Annotated in this window: 22 protein-coding genes and 2 tRNA genes; 1 reads left to right on the top strand and 23 read right to left on the bottom strand. The window is 56.1% G+C overall.

The annotated features are described in order from the left end of the window. Positions 1–39: 39 nt before the first annotated feature. From BLT89_RS05075 to BLT89_RS05065, 4 genes are read right to left on the bottom strand one after another with little or no spacing between them, the layout of a single operon-like run. Positions 40–750: a J domain-containing protein gene (locus BLT89_RS05075; RefSeq protein ID WP_090193405.1), complete on the bottom strand. Its 711-nt coding sequence runs from the start codon at positions 748–750 to the stop codon at positions 40–42. Positions 751–761: 11 nt separating this feature from the next. Then, the gene (locus tag BLT89_RS17580; protein ID WP_157718797.1) at positions 762–938 is read right to left on the bottom strand and encodes a hypothetical protein; all 177 of its coding nucleotides are present in this window, start codon (positions 936–938) and stop codon (positions 762–764) included. Further along, a complete protein-coding gene (locus BLT89_RS05070; RefSeq protein WP_090193404.1) occupies positions 928–1,206 on the bottom strand; it encodes a hypothetical protein in 279 nt (92 codons plus the stop codon). The genes BLT89_RS17580 and BLT89_RS05070 overlap by 11 nt, the downstream gene beginning before the upstream one ends. Next, positions 1,199–1,387, bottom strand: coding sequence for a hypothetical protein (locus BLT89_RS05065; protein WP_090193403.1), 189 nt, complete (start codon positions 1,385–1,387; stop codon positions 1,199–1,201). The genes BLT89_RS05070 and BLT89_RS05065 overlap by 8 nt, the downstream gene beginning before the upstream one ends. Positions 1,388–2,420: 1,033 nt before the next feature. Here BLT89_RS05065 and BLT89_RS18060 point away from each other — a divergent pair. After that, positions 2,421–3,224, top strand: a complete 804-nt coding sequence (locus BLT89_RS18060; RefSeq protein WP_090193402.1) for a RodZ domain-containing protein — start codon at positions 2,421–2,423, stop codon at positions 3,222–3,224. A gap of 332 nt (positions 3,225–3,556) precedes the next feature. Here BLT89_RS18060 and BLT89_RS17900 read toward each other — a convergent pair whose 3' ends face one another. The 19 genes from BLT89_RS17900 to BLT89_RS04970 all read right to left on the bottom strand — a co-directional run bounded on the left by BLT89_RS17900 (position 3,557) and on the right by BLT89_RS04970 (position 21,381). Continuing rightward, a complete protein-coding gene (locus BLT89_RS17900) occupies positions 3,557–3,967 on the bottom strand; it encodes a hypothetical protein (RefSeq protein WP_231975063.1) in 411 nt (136 codons plus the stop codon). Next, complete coding sequence (locus BLT89_RS17575) at positions 3,964–4,326, bottom strand: hypothetical protein (RefSeq protein ID WP_157718796.1); 363 nt, start codon at positions 4,324–4,326, stop codon at positions 3,964–3,966. Before BLT89_RS17575 ends, BLT89_RS17900 begins: the two co-directional genes overlap by 4 nt. Further along, entirely contained in the window at positions 4,323–6,110 is a 1,788-nt protein-coding gene (locus tag BLT89_RS05050; RefSeq protein ID WP_090193401.1) for a DUF927 domain-containing protein, read from the bottom strand. Before BLT89_RS05050 ends, BLT89_RS17575 begins: the two co-directional genes overlap by 4 nt. Continuing rightward, positions 6,107–6,979: a toprim domain-containing protein gene (locus BLT89_RS05045; RefSeq protein ID WP_090193400.1), complete on the bottom strand. Its 873-nt coding sequence runs from the start codon at positions 6,977–6,979 to the stop codon at positions 6,107–6,109. The genes BLT89_RS05050 and BLT89_RS05045 overlap by 4 nt, the downstream gene beginning before the upstream one ends. Further along, positions 6,972–7,334 carry a hypothetical protein gene (locus BLT89_RS05040; RefSeq protein ID WP_090193399.1) on the bottom strand — a complete coding sequence of 121 codons (363 nt, stop codon included), beginning with the start codon at positions 7,332–7,334 and terminating at the stop codon, positions 6,972–6,974. The genes BLT89_RS05045 and BLT89_RS05040 overlap by 8 nt, the downstream gene beginning before the upstream one ends. Position 7,335: 1 nt before the next feature. Further along, on the bottom strand, positions 7,336–7,587 hold the full coding sequence (locus BLT89_RS05035) for a transcriptional regulator (RefSeq protein WP_090193398.1): 252 nt from the start codon (positions 7,585–7,587) through the stop codon (positions 7,336–7,338). Between the two features lie 121 nt (positions 7,588–7,708). After that, a complete protein-coding gene (locus BLT89_RS05030; protein ID WP_090193397.1) occupies positions 7,709–8,578 on the bottom strand; it encodes a hypothetical protein in 870 nt (289 codons plus the stop codon). Positions 8,579–8,673: 95 nt separating this feature from the next. Then, positions 8,674–9,987, bottom strand: a complete 1,314-nt coding sequence (locus tag BLT89_RS05025; protein ID WP_090193396.1) for a tyrosine-type recombinase/integrase — start codon at positions 9,985–9,987, stop codon at positions 8,674–8,676. Between the two features lie 171 nt (positions 9,988–10,158). After that, positions 10,159–10,245 (bottom strand) — tRNA-Leu (locus BLT89_RS05020). 194 nt (positions 10,246–10,439) lie between these two features. Beyond that, positions 10,440–10,516 (bottom strand) — tRNA-Asp (locus BLT89_RS05015). 168 nt (positions 10,517–10,684) lie between these two features. Further along, positions 10,685–11,896, bottom strand: coding sequence for an O-succinylhomoserine sulfhydrylase (locus BLT89_RS05010; protein WP_090193395.1), 1,212 nt, complete (start codon positions 11,894–11,896; stop codon positions 10,685–10,687). Between the two features lie 12 nt (positions 11,897–11,908). Further along, positions 11,909–13,414, bottom strand: a complete 1,506-nt coding sequence (gene purF / locus BLT89_RS05005; RefSeq protein WP_090193394.1) for an amidophosphoribosyltransferase — start codon at positions 13,412–13,414, stop codon at positions 11,909–11,911. A gap of 64 nt (positions 13,415–13,478) precedes the next feature. Then, positions 13,479–13,991: a CvpA family protein gene (locus tag BLT89_RS05000; RefSeq protein WP_090198718.1), complete on the bottom strand. Its 513-nt coding sequence runs from the start codon at positions 13,989–13,991 to the stop codon at positions 13,479–13,481. A 66-nt stretch (positions 13,992–14,057) separates the two neighbouring features. After that, complete coding sequence (locus BLT89_RS04995; protein ID WP_090193393.1) at positions 14,058–14,618, bottom strand: SPOR domain-containing protein; 561 nt, start codon at positions 14,616–14,618, stop codon at positions 14,058–14,060. After that, positions 14,602–15,900 carry a bifunctional tetrahydrofolate synthase/dihydrofolate synthase gene (folC, locus tag BLT89_RS04990; RefSeq protein WP_090193392.1) on the bottom strand — a complete coding sequence of 433 codons (1,299 nt, stop codon included), beginning with the start codon at positions 15,898–15,900 and terminating at the stop codon, positions 14,602–14,604. The genes BLT89_RS04995 and folC overlap by 17 nt, the downstream gene beginning before the upstream one ends. Then, positions 15,897–16,772 carry an acetyl-CoA carboxylase, carboxyltransferase subunit beta gene (gene accD / locus BLT89_RS04985; protein ID WP_090193391.1) on the bottom strand — a complete coding sequence of 292 codons (876 nt, stop codon included), beginning with the start codon at positions 16,770–16,772 and terminating at the stop codon, positions 15,897–15,899. Before accD ends, folC begins: the two co-directional genes overlap by 4 nt. A gap of 206 nt (positions 16,773–16,978) precedes the next feature. Then, the gene (locus BLT89_RS04980; protein WP_090193390.1) at positions 16,979–17,608 is read right to left on the bottom strand and encodes a phosphoribosylanthranilate isomerase; all 630 of its coding nucleotides are present in this window, start codon (positions 17,606–17,608) and stop codon (positions 16,979–16,981) included. 50 nt (positions 17,609–17,658) lie between these two features. Beyond that, entirely contained in the window at positions 17,659–18,519 is an 861-nt protein-coding gene (truA, locus tag BLT89_RS04975; RefSeq protein ID WP_090193389.1) for a tRNA pseudouridine(38-40) synthase TruA, read from the bottom strand. Positions 18,520–18,522: 3 nt separating this feature from the next. Further along, a complete protein-coding gene (locus tag BLT89_RS04970) occupies positions 18,523–21,381 on the bottom strand; it encodes a FimV/HubP family polar landmark protein (RefSeq protein WP_090193388.1) in 2,859 nt (952 codons plus the stop codon). Positions 21,382–21,443: the final 62 nt, after the last annotated feature.

Here is a 21,443-nt window from a genome sequence, read left to right as displayed (position 1 = left end):
AGTTGCAGTTACCTCTCGCGTGGCGGCCGAATCAAGTAGCTATTTACCACTATCAATTTTCTTGCCAGACATAGCCCGAACCAAGGCCCGGAAGTTGCAAATAAGTATGAAAACCAAATAAGGGAGGTAGAACAGTTGGGCTGTTCGAATTATGCGGCCAATATCTTTTGAGTCCGAAGCAAACAAGGTGGCAACAAGCATGCTGATGACAAAAACCACCACAAACCCGACAACGCCATACAGGAAGAATGTTTTAGTCAGGCCAGCTTCCCCCCGCCACAACCGCTCAAGCAGATTGGATTTTGCAGAAACAGGCTGTGACTGTGGTTCCTGCTTTCCGGGGGCGGCAGACTGATACCCTCGCTGCCAGGCGCCAGCAAGAATTTCGTCCTGATAAGGGCAGCCAAACGCCGAAAATCCTTGCTCTCGTGAGCGCTTCCCGTCTTGAAATGCTTCGCTGGCACGTTGAGCAGGCGTCATCGGTGGCGGCTCTTTGACTGGCTCCGGTGCCGAGTCGTCGTCTTTTTCGCTACGTTGCTTCACCAGATAAGCATCGTATTTGCGGCGCTGTACGGGGTCAGAAATCACCTCAAAGGCTCGGCAGATGATATTGAAATAGCGTTCAGCCTTCTCTCTTTGGTCTGGGTGCTTATCTGGGTGCCACTTCTGGGCTAACGCTTTGTATGCAGCCTTGACCACCTCAATACTGGCAGTCTCAGCTATGTGCAGGTTGTCGTAGTGAGTACGCATGTCCTTCCCCTTCAATTGTCGCCATCCAACCAAGGTTTCTGTTCGCCAATACTCAGCTTCGCGTACTCATCTTCTGCCCATTGCTTTACTCGGTAGATGGCTTCCAGTTTTGCTGTTTCCGAGTCGTCACTCTTGAGCGCGTCATTAATTCCTGCCATGAACTCAAGCAGCAGAGTTTCAGTATGCATTTTTTCTGCTCCGATTTAGCTCAAGTGGTTTTTGATCTGGCTGCCACTGATCAATTTGAATCGTGGCCTGGCCAATTCCGGCCTTGCGCAACCACTTGACGCAGGAATCTAAAGATCGCCACAGCCGAACCTCCCCGCGCCCGGTCATCAACACTTTAAGGGCGCCTGCAGTTTTAATCTCCAGATGGAAAGCAGCACCTTGCGCAATTAGCAGGACGGCCTTGATGGCCCCTGCCTCAAGCAACAACTTCAGCTCGCGCTCATTCATCAGCAGAGTCTCCAGGGAACAGCTCAGCCTGATCTGGAATACTGATGCCTGCTTGCTCGCAATGCTGGCGAATCAACACCTCGACCAAATTGGCAATGCTGCGGTGCTCTCGATTGGCGGCGATACGCACAGCTTCTTTTAGTGCTGGATTGATTCGAAGGTTTAGGGTGGCAGTTTTCATTGCGACCTATTATTGTGATTACTAATGTACTCGCAATGTAACGCGCAATGCTTAGCTCTACAATTGCCGATTTACGTTGAAACCATGCGCTCCTCCATCCATATGGGTCTCGCCATCCTAATGAGTCGCCTCAACCTCCCCCGACTTCGCGCCCTTACTAGCCGCGGACTCGCACTCTTCAACTGGAAGCGTTGCGTAACTGGTGAATACAAGTCTGGCGGCAGCGGTGTCTTTGCTCACGGCCTTAATGGCGAGCTTATTTACTGCCCCCCGGTCAAGAAAACTAACGACACGGAGTAGTGCGGCTGCTTTATAGGCACGTACAAAAAAGCCGTGAATAGCTCCAGCCCAGAAGGCTCCAATTGCCCAAGGAGGGAGCCGCGCACGGCTTTGTTGTAAAGGCGCCGCGTCGAACTGGGTTGAAGCGGCTGTTCAAGCTGATGGGCTTGACCCGACTGCAACCCCCTACGCAGGGCTTGAAGAAACTTTAATCCAGAAAATCCATGAGCCTAACAAGAAGGTCGCCACTGGCACGACGATGGACACTGCCAAATATTCGGTTGCGCGTGACATAGCTCGCCGCAACAACGACCTAGATAAAACGATAGCAAAGCCGCGATCTGGCAAAAAAGCTACGCAGCGAACATGGCGACCGAATATCAGATCAGGCAAACAAAAGGTGAGCCCTAAATCCCAGCAGGATCAATCTCAAAAATCAGAACCATCAAAGGGTCAAGCTGCCCCTGACGAGAACTATCTAACGTTACCGCCGATCATCTGTCGTCAGCTGTCGATGCCTACAGAACATTACGTCACAAGGTTTTGCACCACTACGGCCTTGATACGTTTCAGCCAGGCGAGCTGCTGTCTCTCGACCAAAAAAAGCCCCGCTTTTTGCGAACGATCGGGGCTGCGATTTGGTACTGCAGCAAGCCGTTGAATCGCAATTGGTCGGTGATTTGCGTCATGCTTAGAGCCTACCGCACTCGCTGTGTGTGTGCGCATCTTAAATCTCATTGAATGGACAAGCGGAATGCGAACACACTACGAAAATCTGCAAATTACGGAGACTGCCGGGGCTGAAGTAATCAGGGCTGCTTACAAGGTACTCGCCCAGAAGTGGCACCCTGATAAGAATTTGGAACAGAGCGCGAAAGCAGATCGTAACTTTAAAATAATCACCAGTAGCTTTGAAGTGCTTTCTGATCCTGTACTGCGCAAAAAGTATGATGACTCACTGAGTGCCAAGCGCAGCGCTGAGGCTGTAGATAAAGCACCGGAATCCGCACCTGAAGCGCCAACAATGACCCCAAGTGATAAACCCACGGAAGTTCGATCAAGAACTCTGCGCAAGCCCTTGTGGGCATTCGGAGCTATTGTTCTGGTGGTGGTTTTAATTACGAGTATCTTTCTTACTGGGCCGATAAAAACTACAAGCACTCATTCGCAAGCTGAAACATCGATTTACCCTATTGCCCCCCCTATGCCAGTGTCCACTTCAGTAGCAGTGCCTGCTGCCGTTTCTATTGCTCCTGCCCCCGCCCCTGTGATTCCTCCCGCTGCAGTTAAGACTGGTCCTGTAGTCGCTGGCCCGGGCGAGGGGCTGCTATCTATTAGCTTTACCAATATTTGCTGGACACAGGTGAGCGATGCGGATGGCAAGGTCTTGTTCAACGGCCTGAAGCGTCCTGGTGAGAGCTTGCTTGTTGCTGCCAAATTGCCTTTGGAGGTGCGCTTAGGCTACACCCCAGGCGCTCAGGTCGCCTTTAATGGCTATCCTGTAGATACAAAGCCGTTCGCTACGGGAGAAACGGCTCGATTAAAGCTCGGGCAGTAGTTTTAATTGAGATGAAATAACCCTGCTTTGTCGATAAATTTGAGCGCCTCCTACGGGTCGCAGTCCTTCAATGCTTGGCTGACGCACTCTTGGTGGCGCCTACTGACAGGCCCATCAATTACAATGCTGTGTCAGCGCGAATGCGCATACCGGGTCAAATCGAATGCAAACGGCAGGTCAGTTGCGATGCAATTACGCACCAACTTCGAGGGTGCAAACACAAAATTCTGATCGAGGTCGACCTTGTCAGCTACAGGGCTGGCCAACCATCCCGGAGGCATTACGGCAGAGAGAGCTACCAACCAGCCTACGCAACTCGGCTTGATTGCTGCTCATGGTGCTTGTTCTTCAGTTAGCGCGTTATATCGCTGACGCAGTTCGGCACCAGCGGCACAATACCGTCCCGTAGGCGCATGGCAGGCGCCGCACGCTGCAAAGTGGTTGTGCCACTGGTCACGCGCAGCAATCCATTCAGATGAAGCCGTGGCGGCTGTCTTTATGTAGTACGGCGCAGGGTTATCAAACTGCTTGGCCTCAAGTATCAGCATAGGTAGATGCTGCGCGTGAGCCGGTTTCTGCGCACGGCGTTGATCTACACACTCTTGCGCGCTCTCGCTGCTGTGTTGCTGGTTCAGATCAGGGTGTGCCGCTGGCGCTGCTCTGAGCGCTACGTTTTCATTAGCGACAAAACGTGGCGCGCCCCCTTTTTCGATCTTGGCAAACAGGTCAGACAGCAGGCTCATGTCGCACCCACTTCCGAAAAACACGAACACACATGCTCCTCTAGTTTCAAAAACACAGGCAACAGCGGCAACAATGGCAGCAGCCACGGATTACGGGCCTTCCAGGCGCTGCCAATGCCCATGTTTTGTTGCCGCTGCTTTTTTACCGGCAACAGTAATAACCAAAACAGCGGCCTGTGTAGGCAACCTATATTCAAAAACGAGTTTGTGTTGCCACCTGTTGCCACTTCTTTTATTAAGCGGCAACGGCTGTAAGCCCCGTTCCGCAAGCCCGTTGTCGTTGTTGCCACTGTTGCCAGTGATTTTAGGTTCCTGTGTAATTGGTTTACGCCGGTAGGTGCTGTTTTGGATGTGATCATGCCCCTGTCACCTCTCCATCCATGGTCGCCGGATCGATCACATACAGTCGTGATTGCCCTCCACCGGGGAGCCGGTAGTTTTTGGTTTTGCGGTCGGTATCACGTCCGACAAGTGCCCCGGCACCTTCCAGCGCTTTGACGATGCGACTTATGCCATAACCATGTGCTGCTTCCACCAGTGCCGACTTGTGGAATAGGTACAGCCGTTTGCTTCCAATCAATTCCCAATATCCGGCGCGGTTGAATACCTTGGCGTCCAGAGTTGCCTCATCTACGTCAGAGAACCGACTACTGCCGTGCTTGTCGATAAAGTCGAGAACGCCGGCCAGTATTTGTCGGTCTTCGGCGTTGCCGCTGCCTACTCGACTCAGCCATTCGCCATACAGCAACTGACAGTCAGCCAAGGCATCACCAGCAGCCCAAGGCAGAAGGCCGTAAGCAATGGCCATTTCCCCAGCTAGAGCTATCACAGCAAAGCGGTCGGCCACTCGTCCTGCTTGAGCATTGTCTTCCACGAACTGGGCGCGCAACTTGGCGAAGTCTTGCAGTAGGCCGGGACGGTCATCGGCTGTCAGCAGTCGCTCGACAAACTCCGGGCCTAGGTGGCCGTGCTGGCGCCCCACTGCAACAGTCAACAGACGGTGGAAGTCCGCACCCTCAAGTCCGTGCAATTGGTCAAAGGCGCGGTGTGTGCGAGTGCCTGCGTTAACGTCCACCATGCGCAACTCGGCACCTGCATGGGCAGCGTTGCCGGATATGGCGGCGTGCTCAGACAGTGAGCGCTCACCACTGGACAGCGCCAGAAGCCTCCACGTGAGCTTTGGGCGGCCCTCGCGCTCTCGGGTCATGGTGCCTTTGCCCTGCCCGTTGGCGAGGGAGTAGGCCATTGCCTGTACCTGCTTGGGGTCTGCGCGCTTGATTTCGTCCAGCGGCAGGATGGTGTCATTCCGACTGGACGCTTCAATCTCAAGCCCGCCTTTGCTCATATCCCAGCTAGCGGCAAATACACCAGGATCACCCCACACCGACGATCCCACCAACTGCGCCAGGGACTTACCGCTTGAGCTATCGCCAACTAAGTGAACGCCACCACCGACTACGCCAACCAAGGTCAGCAATGGGCCGGCCAGTGCGCAGCCGATAGCCAAAGTCAGTACCGGATTGCCAGCGCATTTAGCCGCCACTTCAGCTTTCCACTGCTCTAGTGTGCCGCTGGTGCTGTACAGGTTGAGGCTGCGTGCCCCAGCCTGATAACGAACGGTATCGCTGCCGATGGTGCGGTGGGGCAGCACAAACGCGCCAGAGACATGCCAGCCTGGCCGCGCGGTGGTGGTGATGGTTTGCGCTGGGCGCTGCTCTAGCAGGTACTCCATAAACTGGCCGCGTTTGCGTGGGGCGATGATTGCACCCATACCAAACAGCGCACGGCGAGCATCTTCGCCACTACCGCCAAACACCTCCATAGGGATGATCCATTCCTTGTAACCGCTGTCGGTCAACAGGCGCAGTAGTCGACCTTCGCTGCCGTCATCGCTATTGGTGGTGCGTGCTATCACGGTCATGGGGGTGGCTAGCCAATCGTCAACTATGGGTCGTGCGCTTTCCTCGCAGTCGTCATCAGCGGCGGCACGTTTGAAGCCATGCCAGTACACACCAGGGCGCAGCTTGCGGCCAGCCTCATTCACCACCCAGCTTTCATACGCGCCCCAGCAAGGCCGCTCAGGCGCAATCGCTGGTGAGGTAGCCGGCGGCACAAGAGATAATGTTGGTCCGGCAGCGCTCATTGGGCGTTCCTCCATTGGCGTAGATCGTTGAAATCGGAGCAGGTCAGCGGCTCAGCACCCGACCATGGCGGCATGATCAGTTCAGAGCCCAGCGCGGCAGCTGCCTTACTGGCTGCTGTCTTGCCGGGGTTTCCTTCGGTTTGGCGGTCGTCATCTCCGGCGATAATCAACAGAGCGTCCGGGTGACGGAGTTGCAGGCGGCGCCCAGCTTCCAGCAGATTGTTGGCATTCATGGCGCAGGCGACGGCAGCACCTGTTTCTTCGTAAAGCGTTGCGCCCGTTGCCCAGCCTTCGCAGATGTACAGCGGTCGGCCCGGCTCGATGCTGCCAATGGGCGAGTAACAGCCTTTGACCATGCCGCCCCTTAAGAACCGTTTGCTGCCATCCGGAAAGATGCGTTGCAGATTCACCAACTCGCCATTTAGGTACAACGGCACTAGCTGCACAGCACCACGCTGGCGCAGGCTGTGCGGCATAACCCCCTTGGCAATCAAGTACGGGTGCTGAGGATCGGCACAGCGGGCGTCACGCCATAGGCGATTGGCATTCTCGGCAGCGGCTTGGTTGCGCTGGTACTGCTCGGCTTCGCGCTTATGCTTGGCTTGCTCTATACGCTGGCGGATTAACACAGCCTCAAGATGGTCAGCAGGTTGGCGGCTGCTCCAGGTTTGCGAGCCGCCAGCCCTCCAGCTGCCATATACGCCAACGGCAATGCGATCAGCGTGCAAAATGTACCAACCATTTACCGTGCCGGCCTTATCGCCAGGAACGTGAAAGCGGTGAATATTGCTGTCTGGTACAGGCAACAAATCCAACGGCCCTAGCGTGACTTGCATGGCGTCACGGAACTGAATCTCCGGATTATTCATGAGTCACCACTGGGCTTTGCTTGGAGCGCTTGCACAGTATCGCCAGCACTACTTTGGCTTTCATGTGCTCGCTGTCAGGGATGCTGTAGCGGGTTACGATGGTAGGTCGACCCCATCTGGTCGGCACCTTTTCATCGGTGCGCGTAATGCTCAGACCGTAACCGTTGGCCAGATCGCTAATGGTTGACGGCAAAGAGTGGTCGCCCACCTCCCGCTCGCCTTCAAAGGTGTTGAGCGATCCAGTGAACACCATATATTCCAGCACACAGGCTATCTTGGTCGGGGCCGTGCTGGTGATAGAATTGCCGTGCGATGGGCTAGCTTCTGCATTTATTGGGGAATTGGCCTTTTTCATATCAGGCCACCACGCGAGCATCGAGACGGGCAGCTAGATAGGCTTCTATTTCCTGACGCACAAAGTAGATGCGACTGCGGCGGTCGTCGCCATCTTTCAAGGGCTTCGGAAACTTCGGATCACGAGCGCGCAGCTTGTCTACGCCGGAGCGAGTGCGGCGCATAGTGTGCGCGACCTCCGTCATTGTCCAAAGCTCGGGAAGGGTTGGTGTATGGCCGCTGTGCTGTGGTGATGCTGGGTTAGGTTTTGTCATGTTGCGTTCTCCTCGGTTAGTCCGCGGAACGCAATTTAGGTGCCCAGGTGGAGCCAGTCATTGCAACTGCAAAACCCATTTTTGCAATTGCAAAATACTCTGACAGACTTTTTGCAGGCTTTTAGATTTTTGCCCTGCTCGCTGCCTTCCCTCTAGCTTCAGCTTTGGCTTGAGCTACTTTTTCGGCTTCCGTTGCTGCCGCCCTAGCTTCTGCAAAAAGCTTGGTTAGCCCGCTAGCACTGGCACCTCTCCAACCCTTTTCCTCGATTGCTTCGGCTGCCGTACCTTGCTGGTAGCGTGGCCGGCTGTCGTCTAGTAAAAGTTCGAGAAGCCCGGCGATTGCAAGAAGATGAGATGGCCGCGCTATCTGTATCGCTGGTTGACGATCCATTACTACGGGTTTTGGTCGCGATGAAAAGATGCCGGATGGTGTATTAAAACCGTGAAGGCTCGCGACTTCCTTATACATGAGGAATGGCAGGTCATTATCGGCATTGAAGCTTATGCGCGGCAGAGACTTTTCTTCTGGCGACACTGGTAAGTCATTAGAAATTGCCATGTGTGCAATCGAAAAAATCTCGGCGGTCAAGAAACTCGCATCCTCGTGATCCATGTGCACAGTCGCAAAATGGTTGATGTCAACGAAATCTGCAGCTAGATCGTAATCTTCATCGGTAGCGAGAAATACAAGGCTTTGCCCATCAGTCGTTTCTGATAGCGGCCCATACATATCACTATTCCCATATCCGAAAGATGAGACGACACCTATATGACTCACGGCCAAAATGGCTGCGTTAGAGTCACTTTCAAATGATTCTTGGCTGATTCCAAATAAAGTTCGCCCATACCCATAAATCGGCGTGAGATAGCCGTTGGTTATCAGTTCTCTAATATCCTCATCAGTCGGAGACACCCGGACTAGTTCGGACAGCAATTCCACCGCCTCACTTGAGGTCAGTACAGGTTTGAACTTAAGAAAGCTACCAGCCATCGCTACGTCTCCTGGGGCTAACATCCTTGAATAAATCGGCCAGACAGATGGGAAGTCTGCTTCTCTCCACGTCGGGATTGGCCAGCCAAAACTTGTTATGCGCGCTTGATGCTCACCACATTGACTGCGCTGTCGCTAATGTGTGCGAAATCGTAAGGCGTCACGTACTTCTGACGGCAGGCGTCCAGGTAGTCGCTCCACCACTGGCACATGAGCCGACGCTCTTCAATATGCTCAGCTTTATGGATATAGGCAGCTCGCACCCCGTTACGCTCTTGATGGCTCATCTGCCGCTCTACCGCGTCACGTCCCCACAAGCCCGACTCCACCAGCGCAGAACAGGCCATGGTGCGGAAGCCATGGCCGCATACGTCGACCTTGGTGTCATAGCCCATCCGGCGCAGCGCCGAGTTTACGGTGTTCTCGCACATAGGCTTCCAGTGATGATGGTCTCCGGCAAACACCAGATCAAAACGCCCGGTTAGCTGCCGCACTTCATCCAGAAGCGCGAGTGACTGACGGCTCAACGGTACAAGGTGCGGCGTAGTCATCTTGGCGCCACGAGTGGAGTGCTTCACTCCCACAATTTCTTCCCGAGCGGCGGGGATCGTCCACATTGCTCTGGCACCATCGATTTCTCCCCAACGGGCAAACCGCAACTCACTAGAGCGAATGAATACTTGCAGCGTCAGCTTGATGGCAAGGCGAGTGATCGGGCGTCCGGTAACGGCATCGATACGCTCTAGCAACTCGGGTATGCGATCCAATGGCAAAGCTGGATGGTGTTTAGCTTTGCGTGTTGCCGTCGCACCAATCAAGTCGTGCGCGGGGTTGTTGTCTATGTAGCCATGCTGAACAGCCAGACGCATGATTCCGGTGATGTACTGGCGCAGGCGGCTAGCCGTTTCCAGCGCGTCCCGGCTTTCCACTACCTTGAGCGGTGCCAGCAGGTCGCGCGCTTTCAGATCAGCAACAGGGCGGGAGCCAATCGCAGGGAACAGGTAAAGCTCCATGCGGCGTAGCACGGTTGCCGCATGATCGGGCGACCACTTGCGAGCACAAGCCGCGTGCCACTCCATCGCCAACGCTTCAAAGCTGTTTGCCCGGGATTGGGCTTCTTCGGCTTTGGCCGTCTTGGCCGCCTCAATAGGATCTTGGCCATGCGCCAATAGCTCCAGAGCACTAGCACGACGCTCTCGTGCAGACTTCAAGCCTAGCGCCGGGTAGTTGCCAAAGGTCGCCAGCCCTTGACGGCCATCAGGTCGGACGAACTTGAATCGCCAGGTCTTGGTGCCGCTGGCCTTCACCAACAAGAAAAGCCCCTGCCCGTCGAACAGTGAATAGTCCTTGTCTCGCGGCTTGGCCGCCTCGCATTTTGGGTCAGTCAGGGGAGTTACGGTGCGCGCCATAGGTATACAGTCTCAAATCGAACCGACGTATACCTAAACATATACCTAAAACCCGGGACTATCCAGATGAAGGCGGGAGAACCCAGATACAAAAAAACCGGCTTAAGTGCCGGTTTCTCTGAGCTTTGAGTCTTATTCGGGCGAACCCGGATTAAGCCAAAAGCACGTCAATGGTGCCCCGAACCGGAATCGAACCGGTAAGACCGTTAAGTCGGCAGATTTTAAGTCTGCTGTGTTTACCAATTTCACCATCGGGGCGATGGTGCTACTTGAGTCAGCGCCGGACTATATACAGCAGACCAAACAGTCGCAAGGTTTGACCGCAAGTTGTGCAGGCTAGTACCGGGAAGCAGGCAGATCAATTAAGCCGTAGACCCTTTCACCTGGTTGCCACATACCAGCCCGTAAAAACAAAAAACCCATGAGCTTTTAGGCTCAAGGGTTTCCTGATATGGCGCAGCGGACGGGACTCGAACCCGCGACCCCCGGCGTGACAGGCCGGTATTCTAACCGACTGAACTACCGCTGCATGTCGGTCGGACTTTCATCCGAATCACAAACCTGACCGGAGAAACCGGCAAGACTTGCGAGGCGCGCAATTTACGCAGGCAACAAACGCAAGTCAACTCCCTGAGGAAATCAATTCCACCGGGACGCCATCAAGCGGCTCAGGCAAACCAAGCTATTGCGCCAGGCATCAGAGAGCTGCGAGCCCGCGACCAAGATCCTTTTGCAGATCGGCCAGCTCTTCCAAGCCGACAGCGATGCGAATCAGGTTGTCCTTGATGCCTGCAGCGGCCCGATCTTCAGGCGACAAGCGCCCATGGGTAGTGGTGGCCGGATGGGTGATGGTAGTTTTGCTATCCCCCAGGTTGGCGGTGATAGAAATCAGCCGTGTAGCATCAATAAAGCGCCAGGCACCTTCCTTGCCACCGCTCACCTCAAAGCTCAGCACCGCACCGAAGGCACTCTGCTGGCGTTTGGCCAGCTCATGCTGCGGATGACTGGGCAAGCCCGAGTAATGCACCCGCTCAACGCCAGGCTGTTGCTCCAGCCATTCGGCCAAGGCCTGGGTGCTGGCGCAATGTGCCTGCATACGCAGACGCAAGGTCTCCAGCCCCTTGAGAAACACCCAGGCATTGAACGGGCTCAAGGTAGGACCTGCCGTGCGCAAAAAGCCCACCAATTCATTCATCTGCGCGGATCGACCAGCAACCACACCACCGAGGCAGCGGCCTTGACCGTCAATAAACTTGGTCGCCGAATGAATAACGATATCCGCACCCATAGCTAGGGGCCGTTGCAACGCCGGCGTACAGAAACAGTTGTCCACCGCCAACCACGCACCTTTGGCATGCGCAAGCTCGGCAAGGGCAGCGATATCTACCAGCTCCGATAACGGATTGGATGGCGATTCGACAAACAACAGACGGGTATTGGGCTTGAATGCAGCCTGCCATGCCGACAGATCGGCCAGCGGCACATAGTCCACCTGCACACCAAAGCGCTTGAAGTACTTCTCGAACAGCGACACCGTGGCGCCGAATACGCTGCGCGAAACCAGGATATGGTCACCGGCGCTGCACAGACTCATCACGGTAGCCAATATCGCCGACATGCCTGAGGCTGTAGCTACTGCCTGCTCGGCGCCTTCCAGTGCCGCGATGCGTTCTTCGAATGCCCGCACGGTAGGATTGGTGTAACGCGAATAGACGTTGCCCGGCACTTCACCGGAAAAACGCGCAGCGGCATCGGCCGCAGAGCGAAAGACATAACTGGAAGTGAAAAACATGGCTTCGCCATGCTCGCCCTCTGGCGTGCGACGCTGGCCCGCACGTACCGCCAGGGTGTCGAAGCCGGCACCTTCGAGATCACTGTCCAGCCGGCCGGCCTCCCATTCCTGCGTCATGCCGATTTCTCCTTAGTTGTTGTGCAGATCAATGATTGCGCTGACAGCTTGCAAACGAGTCTGCGAAGAATCATTACGGGCCTGGTCAATGCGGTCGAGGTAGCTTGCGTTGATATCGCCGGTGATGTATTCGCCAGTGAACACCGAGCTGTCAAAGCCCTGGATATTGGCATTGCCTTCACTGACCGCATCTTCCAGATCCTGCAGCTCCTGATACACCAGCCAGTCGGCACCAATCAGCTCGGCCACCTCCTCGGTATTGCGTCCATGGGCAATCAGCTCATGGGCGCTGGGCATGTCGATACCATACACATTCGGGTAACGCACCGCCGGCGCCGCCGAGCAGAAAAAGACACTTTTAGCCCCCGCCTCGCGTGCCATCTGAATGATCTGCTTGCAGGTGGTACCACGCACAATCGAGTCATCGACCAGCATCACATTCTTGCCGCGGAACTCCAGTTCGATGGCATTGAGCTTCTGTCGCACGGATTTTTTCCTTGCGGCCTGGCCGGGCATGATGAAGGTCCGGCCGATATAGCGATTCTTCACAAAGCCTTCGCGAAACTTGACGCCAAGCCGGTTGGCCAGTTCCAGCGCCGAAGTGCGGCTGGTATCCGGAATCGGGATCACTACATCGATGCCATGCTCAGGGCGCTCGCGCATGATCTTTTCGGCCAGTTTTTCCCCCATGCGCAAGCGGGCTTTGTAGATCGAGACACCATCCATGATCGAGTCCGGACGAGCCAGATAGACATGTTCGAAAATGCACGGTGCATAGTGCGGATTCTGTGCGCACTGGCGGGTAAACAGCTTGCCCTCCTCCGTGATGTAAACCGCCTCGCCGGGAGCCAGATCACGAATCAGGGTGAAACCGAGCACATCCAGAGCAACGCTCTCGGAAGCGATCATGTATTCGACGCCTTCATCCGTATGGCGTTGACCAAATACTATCGGACGAATTGCATTCGGGTCGCGGAAGCCGAGAATACCGTAACCGGTAATCATCGCCACCACCGCATAGCCACCGATGCAACGCGCGTGCACGCCTGCCACCGCAGCAAACACATCATCCTCGGTGGGCTGCAGTTTGCCGCGTTGTGCCAGCTCATGGGCCAGTACATTAAGCAGTACTTCAGAATCGGAATTGGTATTCACGTGACGCAAATCCGACTCGTAAATTTCCTTGGCCAACTGTTCGACATTGGTCAGGTTGCCGTTATGCGCCAACGTGATGCCATAAGGCGAGTTGACATAGAACGGCTGCGCTTCGGCCGAACTGGAACTTCCCGCGGTGGGGTAGCGCACATGACCAATACCCATCTTGCCAACCAGACGCTGCATGTGGCGCTGCTGGAACACATCGCGAACCAGGCCGTTGTCCTTGCGCAGAAACAGCCTGCCCTCGTTGCTGGTCACGATACCGGCAGCATCCTGGCCGCGATGTTGAAGAACGGTAAGCGCGTCATACAGCGACTGGTTTACGTTCGACTTTCCGACAATTCCGACGATGCCACACATGTGACGCAACCCCTACGTTGTATACCCAGAATTTAACTGCTGCACTCAGGCAGTAAGCCCGCTATCAACCCGAATGCAAGGCACTGGCCGGAGAAAAACCCCCGGTCAGATTCAATATGAAACCTTTGGTCCAGTCAGCCACCAGAAGAAAATGCGGTATCAGGACCGACTCCTTCCACCAGATGTCCTGCTGCACCGGCGCCAGACTGATCAGGCCCACCAGAATCACTACCAGCAGGGAGCCCCGGGCAGCACCAAATGCCATACCCAAAAACCTGTCTGTACCCGACAAACCGGTAACCCGGACCAGCTCACTGATCAGATAGTTGACCAACGCCCCGAGCGCCAGGGTTGCGATAAAAAGAATGCCGCAAGCTGCAATGACGCGGATCGAGGGTATCTCGATGAAGTCGACCAGATGCTCTGCCAGAGCGCCACCAAACATCCAGGCAACTGTACCGGCCACAATCCAGGTCAGCAAAGAAAGCGCTTCCTTGACGAAGCCGCGTTGCAGACTGATCAGGCAGGAAACGCAGATGATGGCGACAATGCCCCAATCTACCCAAGTGAATGCCACTGTTTCGCCCGCCAATGAAAAGGACGTGCATTCTAGCAGAGCGGTTCAGCCCGAGTAAGGCATCTACTAAAGCGGTTCGGGTTCGAAACGGACGATAAAGCCTTTGAGCTTCATCTGGCGATCCAGCAAATCACGCAGCCGATCGGCTTCAGCTCTATCCACAACCGGCCCGACCAGCACCCGGTTTTTGTCTTCGAAAGTGCGCACATAGGCGTTGTAGCCCTTGCTGCGCAGCTTTTTCTGCAGATCCTCGGCACTAGCCCGGGTCGCCAGACTGGCAAGCTGCACTGACCAGGTAACAGGCAGGCTATTGGCATCCAGACGTGAAACAGGCGGCGCAGCAGCTGGACTTTCCTCGGGCGCCGGCGTTGCAACCTCTGGACTTACCGGTAAATCAACTTCCGCTGCTTGAGGCTCATCCGGCAAGGGCTCGGCTTCTGGAACTATGACCGGCTCCTGCTTGACGGGAAGCATTTCGGGAGTACTCGGCATGGGCGGCGCATCAACCACCACCTGACGCAGGTCATCCGGACGGGAAAACAGCATCGGCAGGAAAATCACCGCGAGCGCTACCAGAACCAGAGCACCCACAATGCGCTGCTTGAGATTCTTATCCAGTGCCGCCATTGCCATCTCCCCTCTGCGCCAGCCATGCCAACGCCTCTGCCACACAATAAAAAGACCCGAAGACCAGTATTTCGTCACCATCCCGAGCCCGCTCACATTGTGCCTCAAGCGCCAGGGTTATCGTAGCGCACTGCTCTGCCAGCTCGCCGGATTCAGCCAGCTCCGCGGACAACTCGTCTGCCGTTCGCGTGCGCACTGTAGCTAATGGCGCAACCGCCCAATGATCGATGACCTGATGGATCGCTGCCACTACACCCGCAAGATCCTTGTCGGCCAGAATGCCGAAAACGGCCAGCCGCCGACCCGCTATCGGTCTTGCGCGCAAACGACCGGCAACAAAGTCTGTAGCATGGGGATTATGCCCAACATCCAGGATCAGCGTGAGCTTCTTGCCCTGATACTGCAGGCGGCAGCGCTCACAGCGCCCATGCAGAACGGTTCGCTGCAAGGCAGAAGAACAACGCTCCGGGCTCCAGGCCAGCCCAAGCAGAATGAACGCCTGCAGTGCCAAAGCCGCATTCTCCATCGGCAGGTCAAGCAGTGGCAGATCATGCAGCTCCAGCGGCGATCCGTCCTGATCAACCCCGCGCCAGTGCCAATTGCCTGCGCCAACAGCCAGATCGAAATCCCTGCCACGCAGATAAACCGGGGCATCCAGTTGGGCCGCCTGCTGCAAGAGGGTATCCGGCGGATCAATCTCGCCACAGATGACCGGACGGCCGTTACGAAAGATTCCCGCCTTCTCGAATGCCACGCTCTCGCGGGTATTACCCAGCCACTCGGCATGATCCAGCCCGATACTGGTCACCAGAGCCAGATCCGCATCCAGCAGATTGACCGCATCCAGCCGTCCACCCAGCCCGACTTCCAGAACGGCTACGTCCAGGCCCGCCCGCTGAAACAGCCAGAAAGCAGCCAGCGTGCCCATCTCGAAATAAGTCAGTGAAATGTCGGCGCGGGCTGACTCGACTGCCGCGAATGCCATGCACAACTCGGCATCCGTGGCAGGTTCACGGTTAATCACCACGCGCTCGTTATACCGCAGCAGATGCGGCGAGGAATAAACGCCTACACGCAACCCTTCGGTCAACAACAGTTCGGCAAGAAACGCACAGGTAGAGCCCTTGCCGTTGGTTCCGGTAACCGTAATTACCTTTGCCGCCGGCCGTTGCAACTGCAGGCGACCGGCAACCTGACGTACCCGTTCCAGACCCATATCAATTGCAGAAGGATGCAACTGCTCCAGATACGCAAGCCAGTCTGCCAGGCTTCGTTGCGTCATGCGGTCTGGGCAGGACTGGGCAGGTTCTGCATTTGCGCCAGCAATCTGGCCAGACGCTGGCGAAGCTCACGCCGGTCGATGATCATGTCGATCGCGCCATGGTCCAGCAGAAATTCGCTGCGCTGGAAGCCTTCGGGCAACTTCTCGCGAACAGTCTGCTCAATGACTCGCGGACCGGCAAAGCCAATCAGGGCACGCGGCTCAGCGACAATCACGTCACCGAGCATGGCCAGACTGGCTGAAACACCGCCATAAACAGGGTCTGTCAGTACGGAAATGAAAGGAATGCCCTCCTCACGCAGTCGCGCCAGCACTGCCGAGGTCTTGGCCATCTGCATCAGCGATATCAATGCTTCCTGCATCCGCGCACCACCCGAAGCGGCAAAGCAGAGAAACGGACAACGCTGTTCAAGGGCCACATTTGCCGCACGGACGAAACGCTCACCGACAATGGCTCCCATGGAGCCGCCCATGAAATCGAATTCGAATGCACAGGCCACCACAGGCAGACCTTGCAACTTGCCGCTCAAGGCAATCAGTGCATCCTTTTCGCCAGTAGCCTTTTGTGCAGCCTGCAGACGATCCTTGTATTTCTTGGTATCGCGAAATTTCAAGCGGTCAACCGGCTCCAGATCGGCGGCAATCTCCAGCCGATCCTCCGCATCCAGAAAGATATCCAGACGCTTGCGTGCATCAATACGGATGTGATGATTGCACTTGGGGCAGACATCCAGGGTCTTTTCCAGCTCCGGCCGGTACAAAACCGCATCACAGGAAGGGCACTTGTGCCAGAGGCCTTCAGGCACAGAGCTTTTTGTCTCCTCGGAACGCATTATCGAGGGGATCAACTTGTCTCTCAGCCAGTTGCTCATGCTCTAGTTCTCCAAATACCAGCTCGGCAAGCCGCAGGGTTCAACCCCACCAAGCCTGCTGAAAATTCACTTTCATCTGCCATGACAAACACGTCCGGCAAACCTGATGACTTGCGCCGGACACTTGCTGAACAAGCAAATCCCGGCATTTTCCATTATGTACGCTGCCTATAACAGGCTAGCTGACGGCCCTATCCAGCGCTCCGTCACAAAGATATTTCTTTGCAGGCGGCAATAAAAGCCCGAATCTTTTCCTCGTCCTTTATGCCCTTGCTGCGCTCTACCCCGCCACTGACATCCACTGCATAAGGCCGCACCCGGGCAATCGCCGACCCTACATTTTCCGCCGACAAGCCCCCTGCCAGAATAATCGGCTTGCTCGCCCTGGGCGGTACCAGTGACCAGTCAAAAGACTCACCGGTCCCCCCCGGCACACCTTCAACGAAGGTATCCAGCAGAACGCCTGCTGCAGAGGGGTACATATCTATTTGAGCCTGAATATCATCGCCTGCCTTGACCCTTAGGGCCTTGAGGTAAGGGCGATGGTAGCCTTCACAGTCAGCTGCATTTTCATCGCCATGAAATTGCAGAAGATCCAGTGGCACCGCTGCGAGAATTTCATTGAGCTCGCAGCGGTTGCTGTTTACAAACAAACCGACGGTGGTGATAAACGGCGGCAGTGCCGCAATTATTTGCCGGGCCTGTTGCACGCTCACCGCACGCGGGCTTTTGGCATAAAACACCAAGCCAATAGCATCGGCTCCTGCCTCGGCAGCGGCCAATGCATCTTCTATACGGGTTATTCCACAGATCTTGATGCGTACGGAGGCTGGCATTTGTTTTCCCAGGTAAGTAGCCGGATGGTAGCAAAGCCCGCCCCAAAGCGTCAGCCCGGATGATCCGCCAGTGCCGAAAGAAAATGCGGGCCTATGTAGCGCTCGGGCAGCGTGAACTCCGCCGGGTAATCCACCTTGACCAGATACAGGCCAAAGGGGTGCGCAGTCACTCCGCCCGTCCGCCTGACACCGGCATCAAGTACTTCCTTGGCCCACTCGACCGGGCGTTCGCCAGCACCAATGGTCATCAATACACCGGCAATATTGCGCACCATATGATGCAGAAAGGCATTGGCACGGATATCCAGAACGATAAAGCGTCCGTGCTCGATCAGGCGCAAATGGTGCACCGTCTTGATCGGGGACTTGGCCTGGCATTGCCGGGCGCGAAAGGCGCTGAAGTCGTGGGTGCCGATCATGCATGCTGCCGCCTGGCGCATCAGACTGATATCCAGCGGGCGATGATTCCAGGTTACCTCTTCGGCCATATGTGCAGGACGAATCTGGTCGTTGTAGATGACATAACGGTAGCGACGCGCCATCGCACTGAAACGCGCATCGAAATGCAGCGGCATGGCTTGCGCCCAGGTGACACTTATATCCGCTGCAAGATTTCGGTTGGCGCCCATGACCCAGGCCAGCATCGGGCGATCAATCCGGGTATCGAAATGCACCACCTGCCCGCAGGCATGCACCAGCGCATCCGTACGCCCGGCACAACTGAGGGTGACAGGTGCACCGCCGGCTACCTTTGACAAGGCCCGCTCAAGACTCTCCTGAACAGTGGGCACGCCATCTCGCTGGCGCTGGAAGCCACGGTAGCGTGCGCCCTTGTATTCGACACCAAGGGCAATCCTGAAAACGCCAGCGGCAGCCATATCGGCTGCCGCTGGTGGTAATGCATCAGCCATTGCTCAGACCATTTTACCGATCAGCTCGCGGGCTTCCTGCTGCTGGGTCTCGCTTCCCTCAGCGATCACCTCTTCCAGAATATCGCGGGCACCTTCTGCATCACCCATATCGATATAGGCCCGTGCGAGATCAAGCTTGGTGGCTGTCTCATCGGTGCCGGACAGGAAGTCAAAGTCCTCATCCTCGTCCTCACCCATCGGCGGCATCTCGTCCGTTTCCAGCGAACCCATGAGACCCTCGGAAGTAAAATCGTCGAGAGCTGCATCCACTTTTGCGTCCAGCTCATCCTCTATAGGCTCAAACGATGGCAGATCATCGGTAACCGACAAATCAAAATCGCCTGGCGCCAGCGGGGCAGCACCTGCTACCGGACTTTCATCGCTTGCTAGCGGAGCACTGTCCTCTGACAACGCTTCAAACTCGAAGTCACTGTCAGTACCCAGCGAAAACTCCGTTTCGCTATCAGCGGAAGAAGTATCGCTGCCCAGATCAAGGTCAAAATCAGAGAAATCATCATCCGCCTGCGTGGCAGGTTTTGAAGTCAACTCTGCAGGCTCAACCGAGAGATCATCGAGTGCCAGATCAAAATCCAGATCGTCACTGGATTTGGTATCCGGCTTATCAAAATCGATATCCAGCGAAAACTCGTCAAGATTCTGTTCAGTCGCCGGGCTCGATGCACCCTGCAGATCGTCATTGTCCGCTTCCAGATCGTCCAGACTCAGATCGAAAGCGTCATCCGCATCCTGCGGCTCAGAGCCCAGCGGAGCGTCAGATATCAAATCATCGATATCCAGATCAGGCGTCACACTGTCAGCGGCAACAGCTCCCACTCCGGCAGCAAATCCGGCAGCTGCCATCGCCGGGTATCTGGCCTTTATCTGATCAAGCTGCGCACCGACACTACCGAGCTCTTCCAGGTCGGCAGCCTGGCGTAAAAAGCCCTCGCGATCACCAAGCTCGGCCTTCACTTCGAGAAGCTTGAGCTGCAGATCGGTGCGCTGCGGCTCTTCGTTGATCGCGCCCTGCAACAATTCTTCAGCCTGGTTGAACTTGCCATAGGCAATATAAATATCCGCTTCAGCCAGTGCATCACCCACCGCGCCCTTGGCGGATTCTTCTGCACGCTCGGCCTCGCCGTCATCCAGACCCTCGAACGATTCTTCGGGCAGGTCAATCTCGTCGGCAAAGCTGTTGTCATCGGACGAATCCAGGAACGGCGAATCGGATGCCTCATCCTCTTCTTTCTGGGCATTACGCCGCGCCATCGCCATCAGCCCGAGCAGAATGACCAGCAGGCCCGCACCGCCTGCACCGAGCAGCAAAGGGTTGCCGAGCACTTCATCCAGCAGACTGACTGGCTCAGGCTGCTCTTCAACCGCGACAGTTTCAGTGACAATCTGCACCGGCTCGACCGCTTCGGTCGGTTTTGCTGCTTCTACCGGCTTGGCAACCACTTCTGGCTCGACAGCAGGTTGCGGGGCCGCCGCCGGGGCTGCTCCAGGCTGGAGCTGAGTATCGTATATGCCCTGAGCCAGCACCTCGGCCTGCTCATCGGCGGCAGTCACATCCGGGGTTGGCAGAGTGGTGGCCGGTGGCTCCACAGCAGCAACCTCCGGCGCAGCCGGACTGGCGACCTCTGGCTGGGCATCCACGGCAGCTGGTGCAGGTTCAGCTGCAAGCTTGCCTTTTGCCGCCAATTCGGCCTGCAGTTGTGCCAACTGGCTATCCTTTAAGGCGATCAGTTTCTGCAGCTTTTCCAGTTGACCCTGAAGATCGCTGACACGCCCCGACAGTTCTTCTCCCTGCCGACGCGAGGTATCGAGACTTTCCTGGGTCACCGCCAGTTTGTCCGAGAGTGCCTTGCTATCGCCGGGAGCACCTTTCTCGCTGGTTGAAGCGGCCTTGCCAGCATCAGCTGCAACCAGTCGCAGGCTGTCACTGGTCTCTACCTGGGCCGGAGCAACACCTGCCGCATCACGTTTGGTAGCGTCCAGCTGACGTGCTGCTACTGGCGCCAGACTGCGGCCCTCACGCCAGGCCGAGTTTTGTTCAGCAACTGCGGCTGTCGCTTCGGAACTGCTGCGCGCATTGATCTGGGCGGCATCGGGAAGACGAAGGACCTGCCCGCTCTTGAGTCGATTGATGTTGCCCGCCGTAAACGCGTCAGGATTCAAATCCTGAATCGCCAGCATGGTCTGGTTGGCGGTACCGCCGCCTTTGACGCGCCGGGCTATTTCCCACAGCGTGTCATTTTTGCCGGTCTTGTATTGCCCCTCCAGCGTTGCCGGCTTGGCGGCCGCAGGACGTGACTGGCTGGAAGCCGCTGATGCAGAGTACTTGGAACCCGGCAATGATCCGACCTTGAAAGGACCATCAACCGGCTTGGACGGGGCGCGATAAACCGGAGCAGGCGCAGTTGCCGGCAGCCTTGGCGCCGCTGCTGCAGTTTCAGGCGAATACAGCGGCGGGTCGAGCAACAGGGTGTACTCACGCAACACCCGACCACTTGGCCAGATCACTTCGACCAGGAAATTAAGGTACGGCTCACGCACCGGCTTGGCTGATGTGACATGGATCATGCTCTTGCCATTCGGCATGATCACCGGCGTGAACTTCAGATTGGTCAGGAAGAAATCCCTCTCGATCCCGGCCTTGCTGAAATCTTCGGCTGAAGCCAGCCGTGGAATGATCTCGGTATTGTCGAGATCACGCACTTCGAGCAAATCGATATCGGCGTTGAGGGGCTGATTGAGCGCTGACTGTAGAGAAATTTCTCCGAGCCCCAACGCATGAGCCATACCGGAAGTCAGCGATGTAGCAGCCGCGATTGCCAGTACCAGTTTGCGAACCCGAATCATAGCGATATCCCTTGTCTTATCTTTTTTTTCTCGACCAGCGAGAGGGTCTGTTGCCACTGATT

Source organism: Pseudomonas pohangensis (assembly GCF_900105995.1).
Lineage (GTDB): Bacteria > Pseudomonadota > Gammaproteobacteria > Pseudomonadales > Pseudomonadaceae > Aquipseudomonas > Aquipseudomonas pohangensis.
This window is presented reverse-complemented; position numbering and strand designations above follow the sequence as displayed.